Genomic DNA, 17,647 nt, shown 5'->3' with positions numbered 1-17,647 from the left:
CTCCGAGATCGGTGCTGCCGGATGCCACGATTCTACGCCGCGCAGCCCGGAAGGGGCTCCGCACTCGGCGTATTGGCTCAGTCGCCCCGCCGCGCGTCGAGCTTGGCCAGCAGCAGCGCCTCCGACACGAGGGCGTTGCGGAACGTCTCGAGGTGCAGCGACTCGTTCGGGCTGTGCGCCCGCGCGTGCGGGTCTTCGACCCCCGTGACGAGGATCTGCGCCCCCGGGAACTCCCTCACCAGATCCGCGATGAACGGTATCGACCCGCCGATGCCGAGATCGACCGGAGTCACTCCGTATCCCTCGTCGAGGGCTTCGCGCGCCGTGGCGGCGGCCCAGCCGGACGTGTCCCCCAGGAACCCGTTGCCGAAATCGGCGTCGCGGAAGGACAGCTGAGCGCCGAACGGGGCATGCGACCGCAGATGCGCTTCGATCGCGGCGTACGCCTCTTCGGCGGACTGCCCCGGCGCGATGCGCGCACTGACGACGACGCTCACTTCGGGCGTCAGGGTGTTCGACGCGTTCACGACGCTCGGCGCGTCGATTCCCGTCACGGTGATCGACGGCTTGTTCCAGATGCGGCTCAGGATCGTGCCGTCGCCGATCGGGCGGACCCCCTCGGGCAAGCCCGCCTCGTCACGCAGGGTCTCTTCGGTGTAGTCCGGGGTCGCGGCATCCCGCGTCTGCAGGCCCTCGACGGCGACCGAGCCGTTCTCGTCCCACAGCGTCGCCAGCAGCGTCACGGTGGCCATCATGGCGTCGGGCACGGCGCCGCCGAACATGCCGGAGTGCGACGCGTGCTCGAGCGTGCGGACGGACATGGTGAAACGCGCGTTGCCGCGCAGCGACACCGTGAGCGCGGGTGTCTTGGCATCCCAGTTGCCCGAGTCCGCGACGACGATGACGTCGGCGCGCAGCGCATCGGCGTTGTCGGCGAGGAACTGCGCGAACGACCGCGATCCCGCCTCTTCCTCCCCCTCGATGAAGAGGGCGACGCCGAGGTCGAAGTCGTCGCCGAGCACCTCTTTGAGCGCGCGCAGCGCACCGATGTGCACCATGACACCGGCCTTGTCGTCGGCCGCGCCGCGACCGTAGAGCCGTCCGTCGCGCACCGTCGGCTCGAAGGGCGCCGACTCCCACAGCGATTCGTCGCCGACGGGCTGCACGTCGTGGTGCGCGTAGAGCAGAATGGTCGGCCGGCCGTTGCGCGCGGCACGCGTGGCCAGCACGGCCGGCATCCCCCGCTCGCCGGTGCCGGGGATCGCCGCGTCGCGGATCTCGACGCGGTCGAAGATGCCGAGGCCTTCGGCGAGGGCCGCGACGGCTTCAGCGCTGCGGCGCACGTCACTCGGATCGAACCCCGGAAAGGCGATCGAGGGGATGCGCACGAGGGCGCCGAGATCGGCGAGCGCCGAGGGGATGCCGGCGCTCGCGGCATCCGCGACGGACTTCTGGCGGGAGAGCTCTGAGGTCATGCGGGTAATCTTAGAGGGCACCCTTCCCGCAGATCCGAGGATCCATCGTGGCCAAGACCCCCGCAACATCCGCGTCCGGCGACGCGCCGTCCGACGGCACCGTGCTCAACGGCACCTCCATCGGGAAGGGCCGGCCGACGCCATCGCGCGCCGAGCGTGAAGCAGCGCGCAAGCGCCCGCTCGTTCCGGACACGAAAGAGGGCAAGGCGCGCGCGAAGGCCGAGATCGCGGCACAGCGCGAGAAGGCGCGCGTCGGCATGGCAGCCGGCGACGACCGCTACCTGACGCCGCGCGACAAGGGCCCCCAGCGACGGTGGGTGCGCGACTTCGTCGATGCCGGGTGGCACTTGGGCGAGGCGGTCATGCCGGCCATGGTGCTCGTCATCGTCGCGACCTTCATCCCGGTCGCCGGAATCCAGTACTACTCCTTCATCGCCCTGTGGATCTTCATCCTCTTCGTCGTCGGCGACATGATCATCACGTCGATCCGCGTCAAGAAGGCCGCACGGGCCAAGTGGGGCGACCAGACGGAGAAGGGCCTCGGCTGGTACGCCGCGATGCGCACGATCCAGATGCGCTTCCTGCGTCTGCCCAAGCCGCAGGTCAAGCGCGGCGGGCGCCCCGCCTGAGGTCGTCGCAGGCGGTCTCGATACGCGCGCTTCGCGCGCTCCTCGACGGTGAATCCCGCCGCGTCAACGCCGCTTCGCGGCAGTGATCCGGCGCAACTCACGGTTGATCTGACGGGCCCACAGCGGGCCGCGGTAGAGGAACGCCGTGTAGCCCTGCACGAGGTTCGCGCCGGCGTCGAGGCGCTCCCGCACATCGGCGGCCGTCTCGACTCCCCCGACCGAGATGACGCAGAACTCCGCCGGCACGACGGCGCGCACCAGGAGAAGCACCTCCAGCGCGCGTGCTTTGAGCGGTGCGCCGGACAGCCCGCCCGCGCCGGCGGCCTCGACGACGTTAGACGACGTGCGCAGGCCCTCGCGCGAGATCGTCGTGTTGGTCGCGATGATCCCTGCCAGATCCGTGTCGACCGCGAGCCGCGCGATCGCCTCGACCTCGTCATCGGACAGGTCGGGCGCGATCTTGACCAGCAAGGGCGTGGAACCCGCGGCATCCCGAACCGCTTCGAGCAGCGGACGCAGCGTCTCGACGGCCTGCATGCTGCGCAGGCCGGGCGTATTCGGAGACGAGACGTTGACGACGAGGTAGTCGGCCAGCGGAGCCAGCAGCGTCGCGCTGCGCACGTAGTCGGCCGTCGCGTCGGCGACATCGACGACGCGGCTCTTGCCGATGTTGACCCCGACGACAGGTCGTCGTCGACGCCGCCGCAGCTTCTCGAGCCGCACCGACGCGGCAGCCGCCCCGCCGTTGTTGAAGCCCATCCGGTTGATCACGGCGCGGTCCGGGACCAGCCGGAACAGGCGCGGACGCGGGTTGCCGGGCTGGGGGATGGCCGTCACCGTGCCGACCTCGACATGGCCGAAGCCGAGCGCCCACAGTCCCGATGCGCCGATCACGTCTTTGTCGAAGCCGGCGGCGACCCCGAAGGGCGAGTCGAAACGCAGCCCGAGCGCTTCGGTGCGCAGGTCGGCATGGGGTCGGGTGAGCGCGCGCGAAGCCCACGCGAGACCCGGAAGCCCCAGCATCCGGATCACCTTCATCCCGAGGTGGTGCGCCGATTCGGGATCGATGCGCGACAGGACGGTGCGGAAGAGAAGGGGATACATCCCGTTCAGGGTATCGCCCCGGGGGGCGCTCACTCGTCGACGGCAGCAGGAGCCGGTGCACGATCCGCACGCAGCTGATCGATCGCCGACTCGAAGTCCTCAAGCGATTCGAACGCCCGATACACGCTCGCGAACCGCAGGTACGCGACCTCGTCGAGTTCGCGCAAGGGGCCGAGGATCGCCAGTCCGATCTCATTGGCATCGAGCTGCGATGAGCCCGTCTGGCGGATCGACTCCTCGACGCGCTGCGCGAGCATCGCGAGATCGGCATCGGTCACAGGCCGGCCCTGGCATGCCTTGCGCACTCCCGAGACGACCTTCTCGCGACTGAACGGCTCGACGACGCCGGAGCGCTTGATGACGCTGAGGCTCGCCGTCTCGACCGTCGTGAAGCGGCCGCCGCATTCGGGGCACTGGCGCCGGCGACGAATGCTCAGCCCGTCATCGCTCGTGCGCGAATCGATGACGCGCGAGTCGGAGTGGCGGCAGAACGGGCAGTGCATGTCAGCCCCAGCCTACGCGTCGAACCGCACGTCGACGGCTTCGCCGTGCGCGGGCAGGTGCTCGGCTTCGGCGAGGGTCACGATCGCCTCGCGCACGCCCGCCAGCGCGTCATGGTCATACTCGATGACCTGCTGCGGGCGCAGGAACGTCGCGGCGGAGAGACCCGCCGCGTACCGCGCCTGACCGCCCGTCGGCAGCACGTGATTGGAGCCGGCGAGGTAGTCTCCGAGGCTCACGGGCGAGTTCGCGCCGACGAATACGGCCCCGGCGTGCACGAAGTCCTCGGGATGCGGATCGGACAGGTGCAGCTCGAGGTGCTCGGGCGCATACGCATTGCTGAACGCCGTCGCCGCCGCGAGATCGTCGACGAGCACGATCGCGGACTGCGGTCCGCGCAGCGCCGTCGCCACCCGATCGGCGTGCCTCGTGCGCGGCGCGCGCTGCTCGAGGTCGGCGTGAACCTCGGCCGCGAGTGCCGCTGAAGTGGTCACGAGCACGGCCGAGGCCTGTTCGTCGTGTTCGGCCTGGCTGATCAGATCGGCCGAGACGAGCCGCGGATCGGCCGTCTCGTCGGCGACGATGAGGATCTCGGTCGCTCCCGCCTCGGAATCGGTGCCGACACGCCCCGCGACGGCGCGCTTGGCCGCCGCGACGAAGTTGTTGCCCGGTCCGGTCACGACGTCGACGGGGTCGAGCCCGAACGACGCCACACCGTGCGCGAATGCGGCGATCGCGCCGGCCCCGCCCATCGCGTAGACCTCGTCGACGCCGAGCAGGCGGGCCGCCGCGAGGATGACGGGATGCACGCGACCGTCCGCGTCGCGCTGCGGCGGCGACGCGAGGGCGATCCGCTGGACTCCGGCGACCTGCGCCGGCACGACGTTCATGACGACGCTCGACGGGTATACGGCCTTGCCGCCGGGCACATACAACCCGACGCGGCGCACGGGCTGCCAGCGCTGCGCGACGCGGGCACCCGGGGCGAGCTCCGTGACGACGGGGGGCGGAATCTGAGCGAGGGATGCCGCGCGCACGCGCTCGATCGCCGCTTCGAGGGCGTCGCGCACGGCGGGATCGAGGTTCGCGAGGGCTTCGTCGAGATGCGCCGCCGGCACGCGGATCGCGTGGCCGGTCACGCCGTCGAAGCGCTCGGCCTGCTCGCGGAGCGCATCCTCGCCGCGCGCGGCGACGTCGGACACGATCTGCGCCGCCGCCGCGAGGGCTTCGTCCCGCGCCGAGACGGCACGGGGCACAGCGGCGAGCAGTTCGGTGGGTGAGAGGGCGCGCCCGCGAAGGTCGATCGTGCGAAGCATCCGTCTACGCTAGCGCGGCAGCGGGCCTCAGCCGCGCGTCACGTCCTCGATGTCGAGCAGGTGCCCGACCCGGCCGTCTTCGTGGCGCACGACGAATCGGTCGCCGTGGTCCTCGATGACGAGTGCCCAGGCGGTCGGTCCGATGCGGAACAGCGGCGCGCCGTGCTCGTCGACGACGTCGCGCTCCTCGGGAACGAGCGCCCAGAAAGCCTGGTGCCGCACGGGTTCGTCCGCGACGGGCTCCTGCGCGACGGGCTCGTAGGTGTCGCGCACCTGATCGGGGTCCCAGTCCGCATCAGCTTCGGCGGGCTCGGCGCCGTAGGGCGGCTCGTCGGCCGTGCCGGCGTCGTAGGCGTCGGCCTCGGCGACGGGCGCGTACGTGCCGTCGGCCGGCGCACCCCGCTCGGCTTCCGGAGCGTGCGGCTCGGGCCGGGGTCGCACCGGACGCGGGGAGACGGCGCGGACCGGTCGCGCGTTGCGGTGCGCGGCGATCTCGCGACGCCCTTCGAAGTCCTCGGAGAACGGCGGGATGAGCGAGCCGAACACCGTCAGCAGCACACCGGCGAGCATGAGGAAGAACTCCACCCAGATGACCCATGAGCGGAACCATGCACCGCCCGCGAGCGAGAACGCGACGGTCTCCCAGACCAGCTGCAGCCACACGACCGTCGACACCGAGAAGGCCACCGAGGCGAACTGGTCGATCCCGAGTGAGCCGAATCGCCGGATGCCCTGGGGGGACAGCCGCCGCAGCACGAGCAGGAAGACGGCGATCGTGGGCAGACCGATCGTGAGGACCCAGCCCAGACCCGAGGTCCAGACCGAACCGAAGCCGAACAGGAGGCTCTCGCGGGGGCCCCCGATGATGGCGGCGACGGGGAAGAACGAGACGACGAACGCCGCGAGCCAGATCCCCGCGAGCGAGACCTCGCGGATCGTGAACGGTCCGACCCCGTACTGGGGACGCTCCCCCGAGCTCGCGGGTTCGTCGACCGTCATGTCGGTTTCGTCGACCGTGATGTCGGTGTCGACGTCGATGTTCTCGTCCTGGTGGTCGGTCACGATGGTCCTTCCGGTTCCGAGCAAGGGGTCTTCTGAATCCTACCGGCGGCTCATCCGAGGCACTGCGGGCCGAGCAGCCCCTTGAGCTCACCGAACAGGTCAGCGGTCACGGTGACGGTGAGGGGCACCTCGAAGACCTTCGCCGTGCCGCCCTTGTGCAGCTTGAGGGTCACTTCGGTCTCGCCGCGGTGGCGCCCGAGGACGTCGGCGAGATCGCCGATCACCGTCTCGGTCGCACGGTGCTCGGGCATCGTCAGAGTGAGCGGCCCCGCGGCATCCATCGTTCCGAGATCGGGCGAGAACACCGCCTGCGCGTGCAGATTCATGCCGTCGTCGCGGCGGGACACGCGGCCGCGCACGACGAGGATCGAGTCGGCCTGCAGCATCGACGAGAACTCGGTGTAGGTCTTGCCCATGAACATGACGGTGATCTCGCCGTTGAAGTCTTCGACGGTGATCATGCCGTAGGGGTTGCCGCTCTGCTTCGCGACACGGTGCTGCACGCTCGTGACGAGCCCCGCGATCGTGACCTGGTCGCCGTCATCGAGGACCTCGCTCGCGAGCAGGTCGTGGATGCTGATGGACGCGTGCTTCGCGAGCGGGATCTCGAGCCCGGCGAGCGGGTGGTCGGACACGTACAGGCCGAGCATCTCGCGCTCGAACGCGAGCTTGTCCTTCTTGGTCCACTCCGGGCGATCGGGCACCTTCGCCGCCTGCTGCGGCTCGTCGTCGCCCCACAGCGAGTCGAAGTCGAATCCGACCTCGCCGTTGGCCTCGCGCCGTTTGTCGAGCACGGCGGCCTCGGTGGCATCCTCGTGGATCTCCATGAGGGCGCGCCGGGTGTCGCCGAGCGAGTCGAACGCACCCGCCTTGATGAGCGATTCGACCGTGCGCTTGTTGGCGACGTGCACGGGCACCTTCGTGAGGAAGCCGTGGAACGACGTGAACGGCTCGTCGGCACGCGACGCGACGATCGCATCGACGACGTTCGTGCCGACGTTGCGGACGGCACCCAGTCCGAAGCGGATGTCCTCGCCGACGGCGGCGAAGTAGCGGATCGACTGGCCGACGTCGGGCGGCAGCACCTTGATGCCCATGCGCCGGCACTCGTTGAGATAGATCGCGAGCTTGTCCTTCGCATCGCCCACGCTCGTGAGCAGGGCCGCCATGTACTCGGCGGGATAGTGCGCCTTGAGATAGGCCGTCCAGTACGAGACCAGCCCGTATGCGGCGGAGTGCGCCTTGTTGAAGGCGTAGTCCGAGAACGGCAGCAGGATCTCCCACAGCTTCTGCACGGCCTCGTCGGAGTAGCCGTTGGCGTGCATGCCCGCCTGGAAGCCCTCGAACTGCTTGTCGAGCTCGGACTTCTTCTTCTTTCCCATCGCGCGGCGCAGGATGTCGGCTTGACCCAGGCTGAATCCGGCGACACGCTGGGCGATCGCCATGACCTGCTCCTGGTAGATGATCAGGCCGTAGCTCGTGTCGAGGATGTCCGAGAGCGAGTCGGTGAACTCCTCGTGGATCGGCGTGATGTCCTGCTGCCCGTTCTTGCGCAGGGCGTAGTTGATGTGCGAGTTCGCACCCATGGGTCCTGGACGGTACAGGGCGATGACGGCCGAGATGTCCTCGAAGTTGTCGGGCTTGAGCAGCCGGAGGAGCGAGCGCATGGGCCCGCCGTCGAGCTGGAACACGCCCAGCGTGTCACCGCGCGAGAGCAGCTCGTAGGATGCCGCATCGTCGAGCGTGAGATCTTCGAGCACGAGGGGGTGGCCGCGGTTGGCCTCGATGTTGTCGAGCGCATCATTGATGATCGTGAGGTTGCGCAGCCCCAGGAAGTCCATCTTGATGAGGCCGAGCGATTCGCACGCGGGGTAGTCGAACTGCGTGACGATCTGGCCGTCCTGCTCGCGCTTCATGATCGGGATGATGTCGAGCAGCGGCTCGCTGGACATGATCACGCCGGCGGCGTGCACGCCCCACTGGCGCTTGAGGTTCTCGAGGCCCACCGCGGTGTCGAACACCGTCTTGGCCTCGGCGTCGGTCTCGATGAGAGCGCGGAACTCGGAGGCCTCTTTGAAGCGCGGGTGCTTCGTGTCGAACATGCCCTCGAGCGGCATGTCCTTGCCCATGACGGCGGGCGGCATGGCCTTGGTGAGCCGCTCCCCCATGCTGAACGGGAAGCCGAGCACGCGCCCGGCGTCTTTCAAGGCCTGCTTGGCCTTGATGGTGCCGTACGTGACGATCTGGGCCACGCGCTCGTCGCCGTACTTCTCGGTGACGTACTGGATGACCTCGCCGCGGCGACGGTCGTCGAAGTCGACGTCGAAGTCGGGCATCGAGACGCGGTCGGGGTTGAGGAAGCGCTCGAAGATGAGCCCGTGCTGCAGCGGGTCGAGATCGGTGATCCCCATCGCGTACGCCACCATCGATCCGGCGCCCGATCCGCGACCGGGACCGACGCGGATGCCGTTGCGCTTGGCCCAGTTGATGAAGTCGGCCACGACGAGGAAGTAGCCGGGGAAGCCCATCTGAACGATGACCCCGGTCTCGTACTCGGCCTGCCTGCGTACATCGTCGGGGATGCCGGTGGGATACCGGACGTGCAGCCCCTGCTCGATCTCTTTGACGAACCAGGACTCCTCGGTCTCGCCGTCCGGCACGGGGAAGCGGGGCATGTAGTTCGCCGACGTGTTGAACTCGACGTCGCACCGTTCGGCGATCAGCAGCGTCGTGTCGCACGCCTCAGGGTGCTCGCGGAAGACCTGTCGCATCTCGGCGGCGGTCTTGACGTAATACCCGTCGCCGTCGAACTTGAAGCGCTTCGGGTCATCGAGGGTCGAGCCGGACTGCACGCAGAGCAGCGCCGCGTGGCTCTTCGCATCGTGCTGATGCGTGTAGTGCAGGTCGTTCGTCGCGACGAGCGGGATGCCGAGGTCTTTCGAGATCTTCAGCAGGTCGCCGATGACGCGTCGCTCGATCGACAGACCGTGATCCATGATCTCGGTGAAGTAGTTGTCCTTGCCGAAGATGTCCTGGAATTCCGCCGCCGCGGCCCGCGCCGCGTCGTACTGTCCGAGCCGCAGTCGCGTCTGGATCTCGCCCGAGGGGCAGCCGGTCGTGGCGATGAGACCCTTCGCATAGGTCTGAAGCAGCTCGCGGTCCATGCGGGGCTTGAAATAGTAGCCCTCGAGGCTCGACCGCGACGAGAGCCGGAAGAGGTTGTGCATGCCTTCCGTCGTCTCGGACAGCAGGGTCATGTGCGTGTACGCGCCCGAGCCCGACACGTCGTCGTCGGACTGTTCGGGCGTGCCCCATCGCACGCGCGAGCGGTCGCCGCGGTGCGTTCCCGGGGTGACGTAGGCCTCGATCCCGATGATCGGCTTGATGCCGGCATCTTTCGCCGCCTTGTAGAACTCGAAGGCGGCGAACGTGTTGCCGTGGTCGGTGACGGCGATCGCCGGCATCTCGAGCCGCACCGCCTCTTGCACCATCGATCCGATGCGCGCGGCCCCGTCGAGCATCGAGTATTCGCTGTGCACGTGCAGGTGTACGAAAGAGTCGGATGCCACGCATCGAGTCTACGTAGCGGCTCGGACATCAGGGCCCGAGGTGGCCCTCGGCCGCGCATGCCGTGCACGGTGTCGTCCCGTGTCCCCCTCGCCCGCGCCGAACACGCAGGTGCACGGCGCACGACACGCAGGAACGCCGCCGTGCCACGGCAACCCGCCCGACGGGCACGGCACCGGCGGTGATCCCCGTCGACGCCGGACACGGCGTGCCTAACGTCGAAGTGCGACGCCGGCACGAGGAGGTCCGTGGGGGATGTCATCCCGGGCCGGCGTCGCGACCTCCTCCCCCGTCGGCTCAGTCGCCGCGCAGGACCTCGAGCGCGTGAGCGAGGTCGCCGGGGTACTCCGAGGTGAAGGTCGACCACTCCCGCGTCGCGGGGTGCGCGAAGGAGAGCTGGTGCGCGTGCAGCCACTGGCGCGTGAGCCCCAGCCGAGCGGAGAGGGTCGGATCGGCGCCGTACAGCGGATCGCCGACGCACGGATGCCGGTGGGCGGCCATGTGCACACGGATCTGGTGCGTCCGGCCCGTCTCGAGGTGGATCTCGAGCAGCGATGCTCCGGGGAACGCCTCGATCGTCTCGTAGTGCGTCACGGAGTCCTTGCCGTCGGGTGTGACCGCGAACTTCCACGAGTGGGTCGCGTGTCGGCCTATCGGTGCGTCGATCGTGCCGGTGAGGGGGTCGGGATGCCCCTGCACGATCGCGTGATAGATCTTCTCGACCTCGCGCTCCTTGAACGCCCGCTTGAGCGCCGTGTAGGCGTGCTCGGACTTGGCGACCACCATGAGCCCGCTCGTGCCCACGTCGAGCCGATGCACGATGCCCTGGCGCTCGGCCGCCCCCGTTGTCGCGACGCGCACGCCGCCCGCCGCCAGCGCCCCCAGCACGGTCGGACCCTCCCAGCCGACGGAGGGATGCGCCGCGACGCCGACCGGCTTGTCGATCACGACGATGTCGTCGTCTTCGTGCACGATGCCGAGGTCGGGAACCGCGAGCGGCACGACGACGAGCTCCTGCCGATCCGTCCACGTGATGTCGAGCACGCTTCCTGCCGAGACCCGGTCGGACTTGCCCACGACACCGCCGTCGAGCAGCACGCCGCCCGCTTCGGCGACCTCGGCCGCGAACGTGCGCGAGAAGCCGAGCATCTTCGCGAGCGCCTGGTCCACCCGAGTTCCGTCGAGCCCGTCGGGCACGGGGAGCATCCGGGTGGGCATGTCAGCGGTCGTCGCGGTGTTCGTCCGCCTCGCGGTCCGCTTCGCGCTCGACCTCACGCTGCTCGCGCTGCGTGAGCGGCGGCAGTCCGCGTTCATCGGCGGGGATGCCGACATCAGGGTCGGCGACGGGGAACTCGTCGCCGAAGCCCGAGACTGCGCCGCCGGGCGCCACTTCGTCGCCTTCGCCGAGAATCGTCTCGCGCTCGGAGTCGTGTCGCGATTCGCGTGTTCCGTCCATGTGCACTCCCAGGATGATCAGCAGTGCGACCAGGATCATGTCGCACACGATGAAGATGTCGGCGACGTTGTAGATCGCCGGCGACATGCCCGGGAAGAACCACATCCAGGGCGTGTTGATGAAGTCGATCACGTGCCCGACCGCGAAGCCGGGCTCGCGGAAGAGGCGATCGGTGAGATTGCCGAGCACACCCCCCAGCAGCAGGCCGAGCACGACCGCCCACAGGCGTGAGCGCACGCGCGTGACGGCGAGCCAGCCGATGACCACCGCGACCAGAGCCAGCGCGATCGTGAAGATCCAGGTGACCCCCTCGCCGAGCGAGAAGGCCGCGCCGGGGTTCTTCACGAGATAGAAGCTCAGGAAGTCCCCGAGGACGGGGACCGTCTGCTGCAGCGGCAGGTTCTCGAGGGCGAGCTGCTTCGAGAACTGGTCGGCGGCCAGCACCACTGCCGCGAGAATCGCGATCGTGATGCCGGCCGCCGCCGGACGAAGCTTCGACGCGCTCGTGTGCGGGCGTGTCAAAGGGACAGGTTCAGAGGCCGGCCGCAGAGATCGGGGTCGAACCCGATGCCGTGCCGGTCGTCTCGAGGTCGCGGAGGTGGCTCTCGATGTAGCCGCGCAGCTGCGTGCGGTAGTCGCGCTCGAACTGACGCAGATCGGAGATGCGGCCCTCGAGCGAGACGCGCTCGCGATCGAGGCGTGCGATCTCTTCGCGACCACGTGTCTCGGCGTCCGAGATGATGGCGGCCGCCTGCGACTTGGCGTCGGCGATGAGCTTGTCGCGCTGAGCCTCGCCCTCGGCGACGTGCTCGTCGTGCACCCGCTGAGCGAGCTCGATGAGGCCGGCCGATGCCGAGACGGGCGCGGGGGTGGCCTGCGGTGCCGCTTCGGCCGCGGGTGCGGGAACCGACACCTCTTCGATGACCTCGACGGACTCGACGGTCTCGGAGACCGGCGCCTCGCCGGACTCGTACGCGGCGAGCTTCGCCTTCAGTTCTTCGTTCTCGGCGATCGTCTTGCGCCACTCGACGACGATCTCGTCGAGGAAGTCATCGACCTCGTCCGGGTCGAAGCCTTCCTTGAAACGGACGTGCTGGAACTGCTTGGTGACGACGTCATCCGGAGTCAAAGCCATGGTGATTCCTCTTTCGAGCGCTCAGGTCGGTGGCAACGGTCTGGGGCGGACCCGCCGACTGGCAAGCCGTACCTGCCAAGCATAGCCGCGGCATCCACCCCTGTGGTGTCGGTCCGTGCGGAGTCAGACGGACATGAAGGCTCTCGTGATCGAGAGCAGCACGAAGCACAGGAGCATCGTGAGGGCGAAACCGAAGTCGATCGCGATGGCCCCGACGCGCAACGGAGGGATGAGGCGTCGGAAGAGTCGGATCGGCGGGTCGGTCACGGTGTAGACGATCTCGGCGGCGACGAGGCCGAGCCCTTTGGGCCGCCATTCGCGGTTGAGGATCGGCACCCATTCGAGCACGAGACGCACGAGCAGCACGAGCACGTACAGGACGAGCGCGCCGTTCAGTATCGCCGCGGCGAGGCGGACGAGCTCCACGGCTTACTGCTGTGCGAAGGGCACGGACTCCGCGTCGGCGTGCGCGACGGCGCCGTCACCCGACACGGCGACGTTCTCGGGCGAGAGCAGGAACACCTTGCTCGTGACCCGCTCGATGCGCCCGAACAGGCCCAGCGAGAGTCCGCTCGCGAAATCGATCAGACGGCGCGCGTCGGCGTCGCTCATCTGCGAGAGATTGATGATGACCGGCACGCCGTCGCGGAAGTTCTCGGCGATGACCTGCGCGTCGCGGTACTGCTTGGGATGCACCGTCAGGATCTCGCTGATGGCGGTCGGCGCCGGCTGGCGCACGACGGCGGGGCGATGGATCGGGGTCACGGGCGCTGCTTTCTCGACGACGGCTTCGGTCTTGCGACCGCGGGGCTGCGGCGCAGGCTCCTCGTACACCTCTTCCTCGTCGGCGAGGCCCAGGTACACCATGGTCTTCTTGAGCGGGTTCGACATCGCATCCTCCGTTGTGCTCGTCTGTTCCGAGGTTAACCGCGGTCGGGCCGCGGTCCCGTGATTGCCGAGCCGATCCGCAGGTGTGTCGCACCCGCGGCGATCGCCTCGGCGAAGTCTGCCGTCATGCCGGCTGAGATCCAATCCGCATCCGGCACCGTCGCTCGCACCACATCGCTGAAGGCTGCCAGGCGCGCGAACGCGGCGGCGGGCGGCTCCTCGAGGGGCGCGACGGCCATGATTCCGCGCACGCGCAGCGACCGGCGATCGGCGACGTGTTCGGCGAGCTCGGCGAGATCCTCCGGCGCGACGCCGCCGCGACCCGGGTCTGCCGTGAGGTTCACCTGCAGCAGCACATCCAGGACGGGATCGGAGGCCTCCGCCGCGGCGTCGAGCGCATCGGCGACCCGACCGCGGTCGACCGAGTGAACGATGGATGCCGCGGCGCGCACGGCGCGAGCCTTCTTGGTCTGCAGCTGGCCGATGAAGTGCCAATCGACGTCGAGGTCGGGCAGCTCGGCGCGCTTGGCGGTGAGCTCCTGCTGGCGGTTCTCGCCGACATCGCGCACACCGAGGTCGGCGAGGGCTGTGACCAGCGCCGCGGGATGGAACTTCGTCACGACGATGCGCGTGAGGGAGCTCGGTGCGCGGCCGACGTCGCGCGCCGCCTGGGCGATGCGTTCGTCGATGTCGGCCAGTCGCGCCGACAGCGCCGCGACGTCGACAGACTCAGGGGACGGGGGCATGAAAATCCGTTCTCTGAGTCTGCCGATCGTCGTGCGGGACTTACTTGAGGAAGTCCGGGATGTCGAGGTCGTCGTCGCCGAACGCCGAGTCGTAGGCGTCGGGCACCGAGACGCCGACCGAGACCGGCTCGGCGGGAGCGGGTTCGGGCGTGTCGAGCTCGCGGGCGGCGTCCTGAGCGGGCGTCGCCGGCACGACCGGTGCCGAGAAGTCGCGCGACGCCGTGATCGGCTCGATGCGCGCCTGCGGCTGTCCGCCGTCGAAGCCCGCCGCGATGACCGTGACCCGCACCTCGTCTCCGAGCGTGTCGTCGATGACGGTTCCGAAGATGATGTTGGCCTCGGGGTGTGCCGCCTCTTTGACCAGCTGCGCGGCGTCGTTGATCTCGAAGATCCCGAGATTCGACCCGCCCTGGATCGACAGCAGCACGCCGTGCGCGCCTTCGATGGATGCTTCGAGCAGGGGCGATTCGACCGCGAGCTCGGCGGCCTTGATGGCGCGGTCCGCTCCGCGGGCGGAGCCGATGCCCATGAGGGCGGAGCCCGCTCCCTGCATGACCGACTTGACGTCGGCGAAGTCGAGGTTGATCAGACCGGGCGTCGTGATGAGGTCGGTGATGCCCTGCACACCGGCCAGGAGCACCTGGTCGGCCGTGGCGAACGCCTCGATCATCGAGATGCCGCGGTCGCTGATCTCGAGGAGTCGGTCGTTCGGCACCACGATGAGGGTGTCGACTTCTTCCTTGAGCTTCGCGACGCCGGTCTCCGCCTGCTGCTGCCGGCGGCGACCCTCGAACGAGAACGGCTTCGTCACGACACCGATGGTGAGCGCTCCGATGGACTTCGCGATCTTCGCGACGACCGGCGCACCGCCGGTGCCCGTGCCGCCGCCTTCGCCCGCCGTGACGAAGACCATGTCGGCACCGCGCAAGGCCTCCTCGATCTCCTCGGCGTGGTCTTCCGCCGCCCGGCGACCCACCTCGGGATCGGCGCCCGCGCCGAGTCCGCGCGTGAGTTCACGCCCGACGTCGAGCTTGACGTCCGCGTCGCTCATGAGCAGCGCCTGCGCGTCGGTGTTCACCGCGATGAACTCCACGCCGCGCAGTCCGAGCTCGATCATGCGGTTCACGGCGTTCACGCCGCCCCCGCCCACTCCGACCACCTTGATGACTGCGAGGTAGTTCTGGTTCTGGCTCATGCCGGCCTCCGTCTTTCGAACCAAACCTTCAACCTCATCTAGAGGTTTAAAGAATTGCTCGGTATGCAATTCCTGATTCCGAACGTAGGCGGATGCCGCGCCTCGGGCCGGAGGAGGACGGCGTGTCGCGACATCGCCCGTGAAGTTGCCGTCGGAAGTCGGGATCGTCAGCGGATGACGACGGCGGCCGGCGACGAGACGTCGTATTCGACGACCGTGTCCGGCGGGCGCGCCGCCATCGCCGTCTCGAGCACGACGGCCTTCATCGCAGAGTCATCGGCGCTCCCCCACACGACCATCGCGTTCGAGCCGCCCAGCGACAGGCGCACATCGTCCGGGGAGGTCGCCGTGACGGCCGTGACCTGCGCGCGGATGGATTCGGGGAGCGTGCGCATGACCAGGCCCACGGCCCGGAACGCCGACGAGTCGGCACCGCCCCGCACGGTCAGGACGGGGGCTCCCTCGCCGGGCGAGGGCGCGGTCGACAGCGCCACCCCCGCGGCATCCACGAGGGTGAATCCGGCTGAGGTCTCGATGTAGCCGACCGGTGTGCGCTCGACGATCCGCACGACGAGCTCGTGCGGGGGGCGCGCCTCGAGCGTGTACGTCTCGACGAGCGGGAAGCCCACGAGCGCCGCCTTCACCCGGCTCTCGTCGACCGAGGCGAGAGGTGTGCCGATCTGGCCCGACAGCGCGTCTTCGACAGCGGCGGCATCGAGCTGCGACGCGCCGACGACGGTCACCTGCTCGACGGCGAAGAGGGGACTGTATGCCGCACCGACGGTCGCCGCCGCGAGCAGCACGACCGAGGCCACGGCGCTGATCCACACCGCGCGTCGCCTGCGCTGCCGCGCCGTGAAGCGGCGCACTTCGGCGCGCAGCGCCCGACGGCGCGCCCGCGTGGCGGCCCAGACGTCGCGCACGCCGATGCCGTCGGGCGCGTCGCCCGCCGACTCGCGATCCGACGGCGGCAGGGCGGCAGCATCCGGATCGGGCCCCGCGAACGTGATCGGCACGATGGGTGCCGTCGCATCGGGCTCGGCGCCGGTCGCCGGGCGCTCGGGCCGAGGTGGGGCCGTGCTCGGCTGCGGCAGCGGCGAGGGCCGGCGCATGCCTACTCCGCCGCGGGCGCCGCGCGGCCGAGGGCCTCGAGCACCTGCGGCACGATCAGGTTGACGTTGCCGCACCCGAGCGTCACGATGAAGTCGCCCTCGCGTGCCACGGACGCGGTGTAGTCGGCGGCATCCTGCCAATCGGCGACGAAGTGGACGTGCGCCGGGTCGGCGAAGGCCTCGCTGACGAGGGCGCCCGTGACGCCGGGAACGGGATCCTCCCGCGCGCCGTAGACGTCGAGGACGACGGTGTGGTCGGCGTGGGACTCGAGGACGTCGGCGAACTCCTGGAACATGTCCGCCGTGCGCGAGTAGGTGTGCGGCTGGTGCAGCGCGATGATCCGCCCCCCGCCCGCGACGGTGCGCGCGCCGGCGAGGGCCGCGGCGACCTCGGTGGGGTGGTGCGCGTAGTCGTCGAAGACGCTCACGCCGCGGATGACGCCGTGCAGTTCGAAGCGGCGGGCGGTGCCCGCGAAGCCCTCGACGGCACGCGCCGCGTCGAGCACGTCATGGCCGAGGGCGATGAGCACGGCGACCGCACCGGCGGCGTTGAGCGCGTTGTGAGCACCCGGCACGGTCAGCTGCACGGCCGCCGCCGCGACGCCGTGCCGGATCGTGAAGGCGACCGGACCATCGGTGACGATGTCGGTCACGCGCACGTCGGCGTCCGGTGCCGTGCCGAAGGTCAGCACGTTCGGGTGGGTGATGCGCTCGCGCACCGACACGGCGCCAGGGTCGTCGGACGAGAGCACGACGGCATCGCGCGCCTCGTCGGCGAAGCGGGCGAACGCCGCGTCGAAGGCGTCGCGCGAGCCCCAGTGGTCGAGGTGGTCGGGGTCGACGTTCGTGATGAGGGCGACCGCCGTGTCGTAGAGCAGGAACGTGCCGTCGGACTCGTCGGCCTCGATGACGACGAGATCGTCGGCTCCGCTGCCGCTCGAGACGCCGAGCTGCTCGATGACCCCGCCGTTGACGAACGTCGGGTCGGCGCCCAGCGCCTGCAGCGCCGTGACGATCATGCCGGTCGAGGTCGTCTTTCCGTGCGCTCCGGCGACCGAGACGAGCGGCCGGCCGCCGATGAGCCAGTGCAGGGCCTGCGAGCGGTGGATGACGTGCAGCCCGCGCTCCTTGGCGAGCACGAACTCGGGGTTCTCGGGCCAGATGGCCCCCGTGTGCACGACGGTGTCGACGTCGTCTGCGAGGTTCGCGGCGTCGTGACCCACGTGGACGATCGCTCCGAGCTCGGCGAGCTGGCGCAGCCCGGGGCTGTCGGCACGGTCGGAGCCCGACACGCGGATGCCGCGTTCGAGGAACATGCGGGCCAGCCCGGACATGCCCGAGCCGCCGATGCCGATGAAGTGCGCGGCGTCGATGGTCTCGGGGATCGGAAGGCTCAGGTCGGGTCGGATCATGGCCCGTCAATCCTAAGTCGGGCCCGCAGGCGCCGGCTCTCGCCGCGCG

The 17,647-nt window shown here is 69.5% G+C and carries 16 protein-coding genes; 1 reads left to right on the top strand and 15 read right to left on the bottom strand.

Annotated elements, in window-relative coordinates; all coding sequences use genetic code 11:
• Positions 1-77: 77 nt before the first annotated feature.
• Positions 78-1,475 carry a dipeptidase gene (locus tag ACWICD_RS07280; RefSeq protein ID WP_376126251.1) on the bottom strand — a complete coding sequence of 466 codons (1,398 nt, stop codon included), beginning with the start codon at positions 1,473-1,475 and terminating at the stop codon, positions 78-80.
• Between the two features lie 47 nt (positions 1,476-1,522).
• On the opposite strand from ACWICD_RS07280, the gene ACWICD_RS07275 reads away from it, so the two are divergent.
• Complete coding sequence (locus ACWICD_RS07275; RefSeq protein WP_454139788.1) at positions 1,523-2,104, top strand: DUF3043 domain-containing protein; 582 nt, start codon at positions 1,523-1,525, stop codon at positions 2,102-2,104.
• 63 nt (positions 2,105-2,167) lie between these two features.
• Here the strand turns inward: ACWICD_RS07275 and ACWICD_RS07270 are convergent, their stop codons facing one another.
• The 14 genes from ACWICD_RS07270 to murC form a co-directional block, all read right to left on the bottom strand.
• Positions 2,168-3,208 (bottom strand): quinone-dependent dihydroorotate dehydrogenase, encoded by a 1,041-nt coding sequence (locus tag ACWICD_RS07270; RefSeq protein ID WP_454139787.1) that lies wholly within the window; start codon positions 3,206-3,208, stop codon positions 2,168-2,170.
• Between the two features lie 29 nt (positions 3,209-3,237).
• Positions 3,238-3,711, bottom strand: a complete 474-nt coding sequence (gene nrdR / locus ACWICD_RS07265) for a transcriptional regulator NrdR (protein ID WP_376126243.1) — start codon at positions 3,709-3,711, stop codon at positions 3,238-3,240.
• 12 nt (positions 3,712-3,723) lie between these two features.
• Positions 3,724-5,025, bottom strand: coding sequence for a histidinol dehydrogenase (gene hisD / locus ACWICD_RS07260; protein ID WP_376126240.1), 1,302 nt, complete (start codon positions 5,023-5,025; stop codon positions 3,724-3,726).
• Between the two features lie 27 nt (positions 5,026-5,052).
• Positions 5,053-6,087, bottom strand: coding sequence for a hypothetical protein (locus ACWICD_RS07255; RefSeq protein WP_376126238.1), 1,035 nt, complete (start codon positions 6,085-6,087; stop codon positions 5,053-5,055).
• A 50-nt stretch (positions 6,088-6,137) separates the two neighbouring features.
• Positions 6,138-9,656, bottom strand: a complete 3,519-nt coding sequence (dnaE, locus tag ACWICD_RS07250) for a DNA polymerase III subunit alpha (protein WP_454139786.1) — start codon at positions 9,654-9,656, stop codon at positions 6,138-6,140.
• A gap of 295 nt (positions 9,657-9,951) precedes the next feature.
• Positions 9,952-10,872 (bottom strand): RluA family pseudouridine synthase, encoded by a 921-nt coding sequence (locus ACWICD_RS07245; protein ID WP_454139785.1) that lies wholly within the window; start codon positions 10,870-10,872, stop codon positions 9,952-9,954.
• Between the two features lies 1 nt (position 10,873).
• Positions 10,874-11,575, bottom strand: a complete 702-nt coding sequence (locus ACWICD_RS07240; protein ID WP_454139901.1) for a signal peptidase II — start codon at positions 11,573-11,575, stop codon at positions 10,874-10,876.
• Between the two features lie 67 nt (positions 11,576-11,642).
• On the bottom strand, positions 11,643-12,245 hold the full coding sequence (locus ACWICD_RS07235; protein WP_454139784.1) for a DivIVA domain-containing protein: 603 nt from the start codon (positions 12,243-12,245) through the stop codon (positions 11,643-11,645).
• A gap of 123 nt (positions 12,246-12,368) precedes the next feature.
• The gene (locus tag ACWICD_RS07230; protein WP_454139783.1) at positions 12,369-12,671 is read right to left on the bottom strand and encodes a YggT family protein; all 303 of its coding nucleotides are present in this window, start codon (positions 12,669-12,671) and stop codon (positions 12,369-12,371) included.
• A gap of 3 nt (positions 12,672-12,674) precedes the next feature.
• Complete coding sequence (locus ACWICD_RS07225; RefSeq protein WP_376126225.1) at positions 12,675-13,136, bottom strand: cell division protein SepF; 462 nt, start codon at positions 13,134-13,136, stop codon at positions 12,675-12,677.
• 32 nt (positions 13,137-13,168) lie between these two features.
• Entirely contained in the window at positions 13,169-13,879 is a 711-nt protein-coding gene (locus tag ACWICD_RS07220) for a YggS family pyridoxal phosphate-dependent enzyme (RefSeq protein ID WP_454139782.1), read from the bottom strand.
• A 40-nt stretch (positions 13,880-13,919) separates the two neighbouring features.
• Positions 13,920-15,074, bottom strand: a complete 1,155-nt coding sequence (gene ftsZ / locus ACWICD_RS07215) for a cell division protein FtsZ (protein WP_376126219.1) — start codon at positions 15,072-15,074, stop codon at positions 13,920-13,922.
• A gap of 167 nt (positions 15,075-15,241) precedes the next feature.
• Positions 15,242-16,186, bottom strand: a complete 945-nt coding sequence (locus tag ACWICD_RS07210; protein ID WP_454139781.1) for an FtsQ-type POTRA domain-containing protein — start codon at positions 16,184-16,186, stop codon at positions 15,242-15,244.
• Between the two features lie 2 nt (positions 16,187-16,188).
• Positions 16,189-17,598, bottom strand: coding sequence for a UDP-N-acetylmuramate--L-alanine ligase (gene murC, locus ACWICD_RS07205; protein WP_454139780.1), 1,410 nt, complete (start codon positions 17,596-17,598; stop codon positions 16,189-16,191).
• Positions 17,599-17,647: the final 49 nt, after the last annotated feature.

Source organism: Microbacterium sp. NPDC055357, assembly GCF_053644835.1.
The sequence above is the reverse complement of the archived record's forward strand: the minus strand, read 5'-3'. Positions and strand labels throughout refer to the sequence as shown.

Coding starts and splice junctions, on each gene's coding strand:
- ACWICD_RS07270 (WP_454139787.1), bottom strand. CDS start 3,208: ATGTATCCCCTTCTCTTCCGCACCGTCCTGTCGCGCATCGATCCCGAA.
- ACWICD_RS07210 (WP_454139781.1), bottom strand. CDS start 16,186: ATGCGCCGGCCCTCGCCGCTGCCGCAGCCGAGCACGGCCCCACCTCGG.
- hisD (WP_376126240.1), bottom strand. CDS start 5,025: ATGCTTCGCACGATCGACCTTCGCGGGCGCGCCCTCTCACCCACCGAA.
- ACWICD_RS07280 (WP_376126251.1), bottom strand. CDS start 1,475: ATGACCTCAGAGCTCTCCCGCCAGAAGTCCGTCGCGGATGCCGCGAGC.
- ftsZ (WP_376126219.1), bottom strand. CDS start 15,074: ATGAGCCAGAACCAGAACTACCTCGCAGTCATCAAGGTGGTCGGAGTG.
- ACWICD_RS07220 (WP_454139782.1), bottom strand. CDS start 13,879: ATGCCCCCGTCCCCTGAGTCTGTCGACGTCGCGGCGCTGTCGGCGCGA.
- nrdR (WP_376126243.1), bottom strand. CDS start 3,711: ATGCACTGCCCGTTCTGCCGCCACTCCGACTCGCGCGTCATCGATTCG.
- ACWICD_RS07225 (WP_376126225.1), bottom strand. CDS start 13,136: ATGTCGAACCCGCTCAAGAAGACCATGGTGTACCTGGGCCTCGCCGAC.
- ACWICD_RS07245 (WP_454139785.1), bottom strand. CDS start 10,872: ATGCCCACCCGGATGCTCCCCGTGCCCGACGGGCTCGACGGAACTCGG.
- ACWICD_RS07235 (WP_454139784.1), bottom strand. CDS start 12,245: ATGGCTTTGACTCCGGATGACGTCGTCACCAAGCAGTTCCAGCACGTC.
- murC (WP_454139780.1), bottom strand. CDS start 17,598: ATGATCCGACCCGACCTGAGCCTTCCGATCCCCGAGACCATCGACGCC.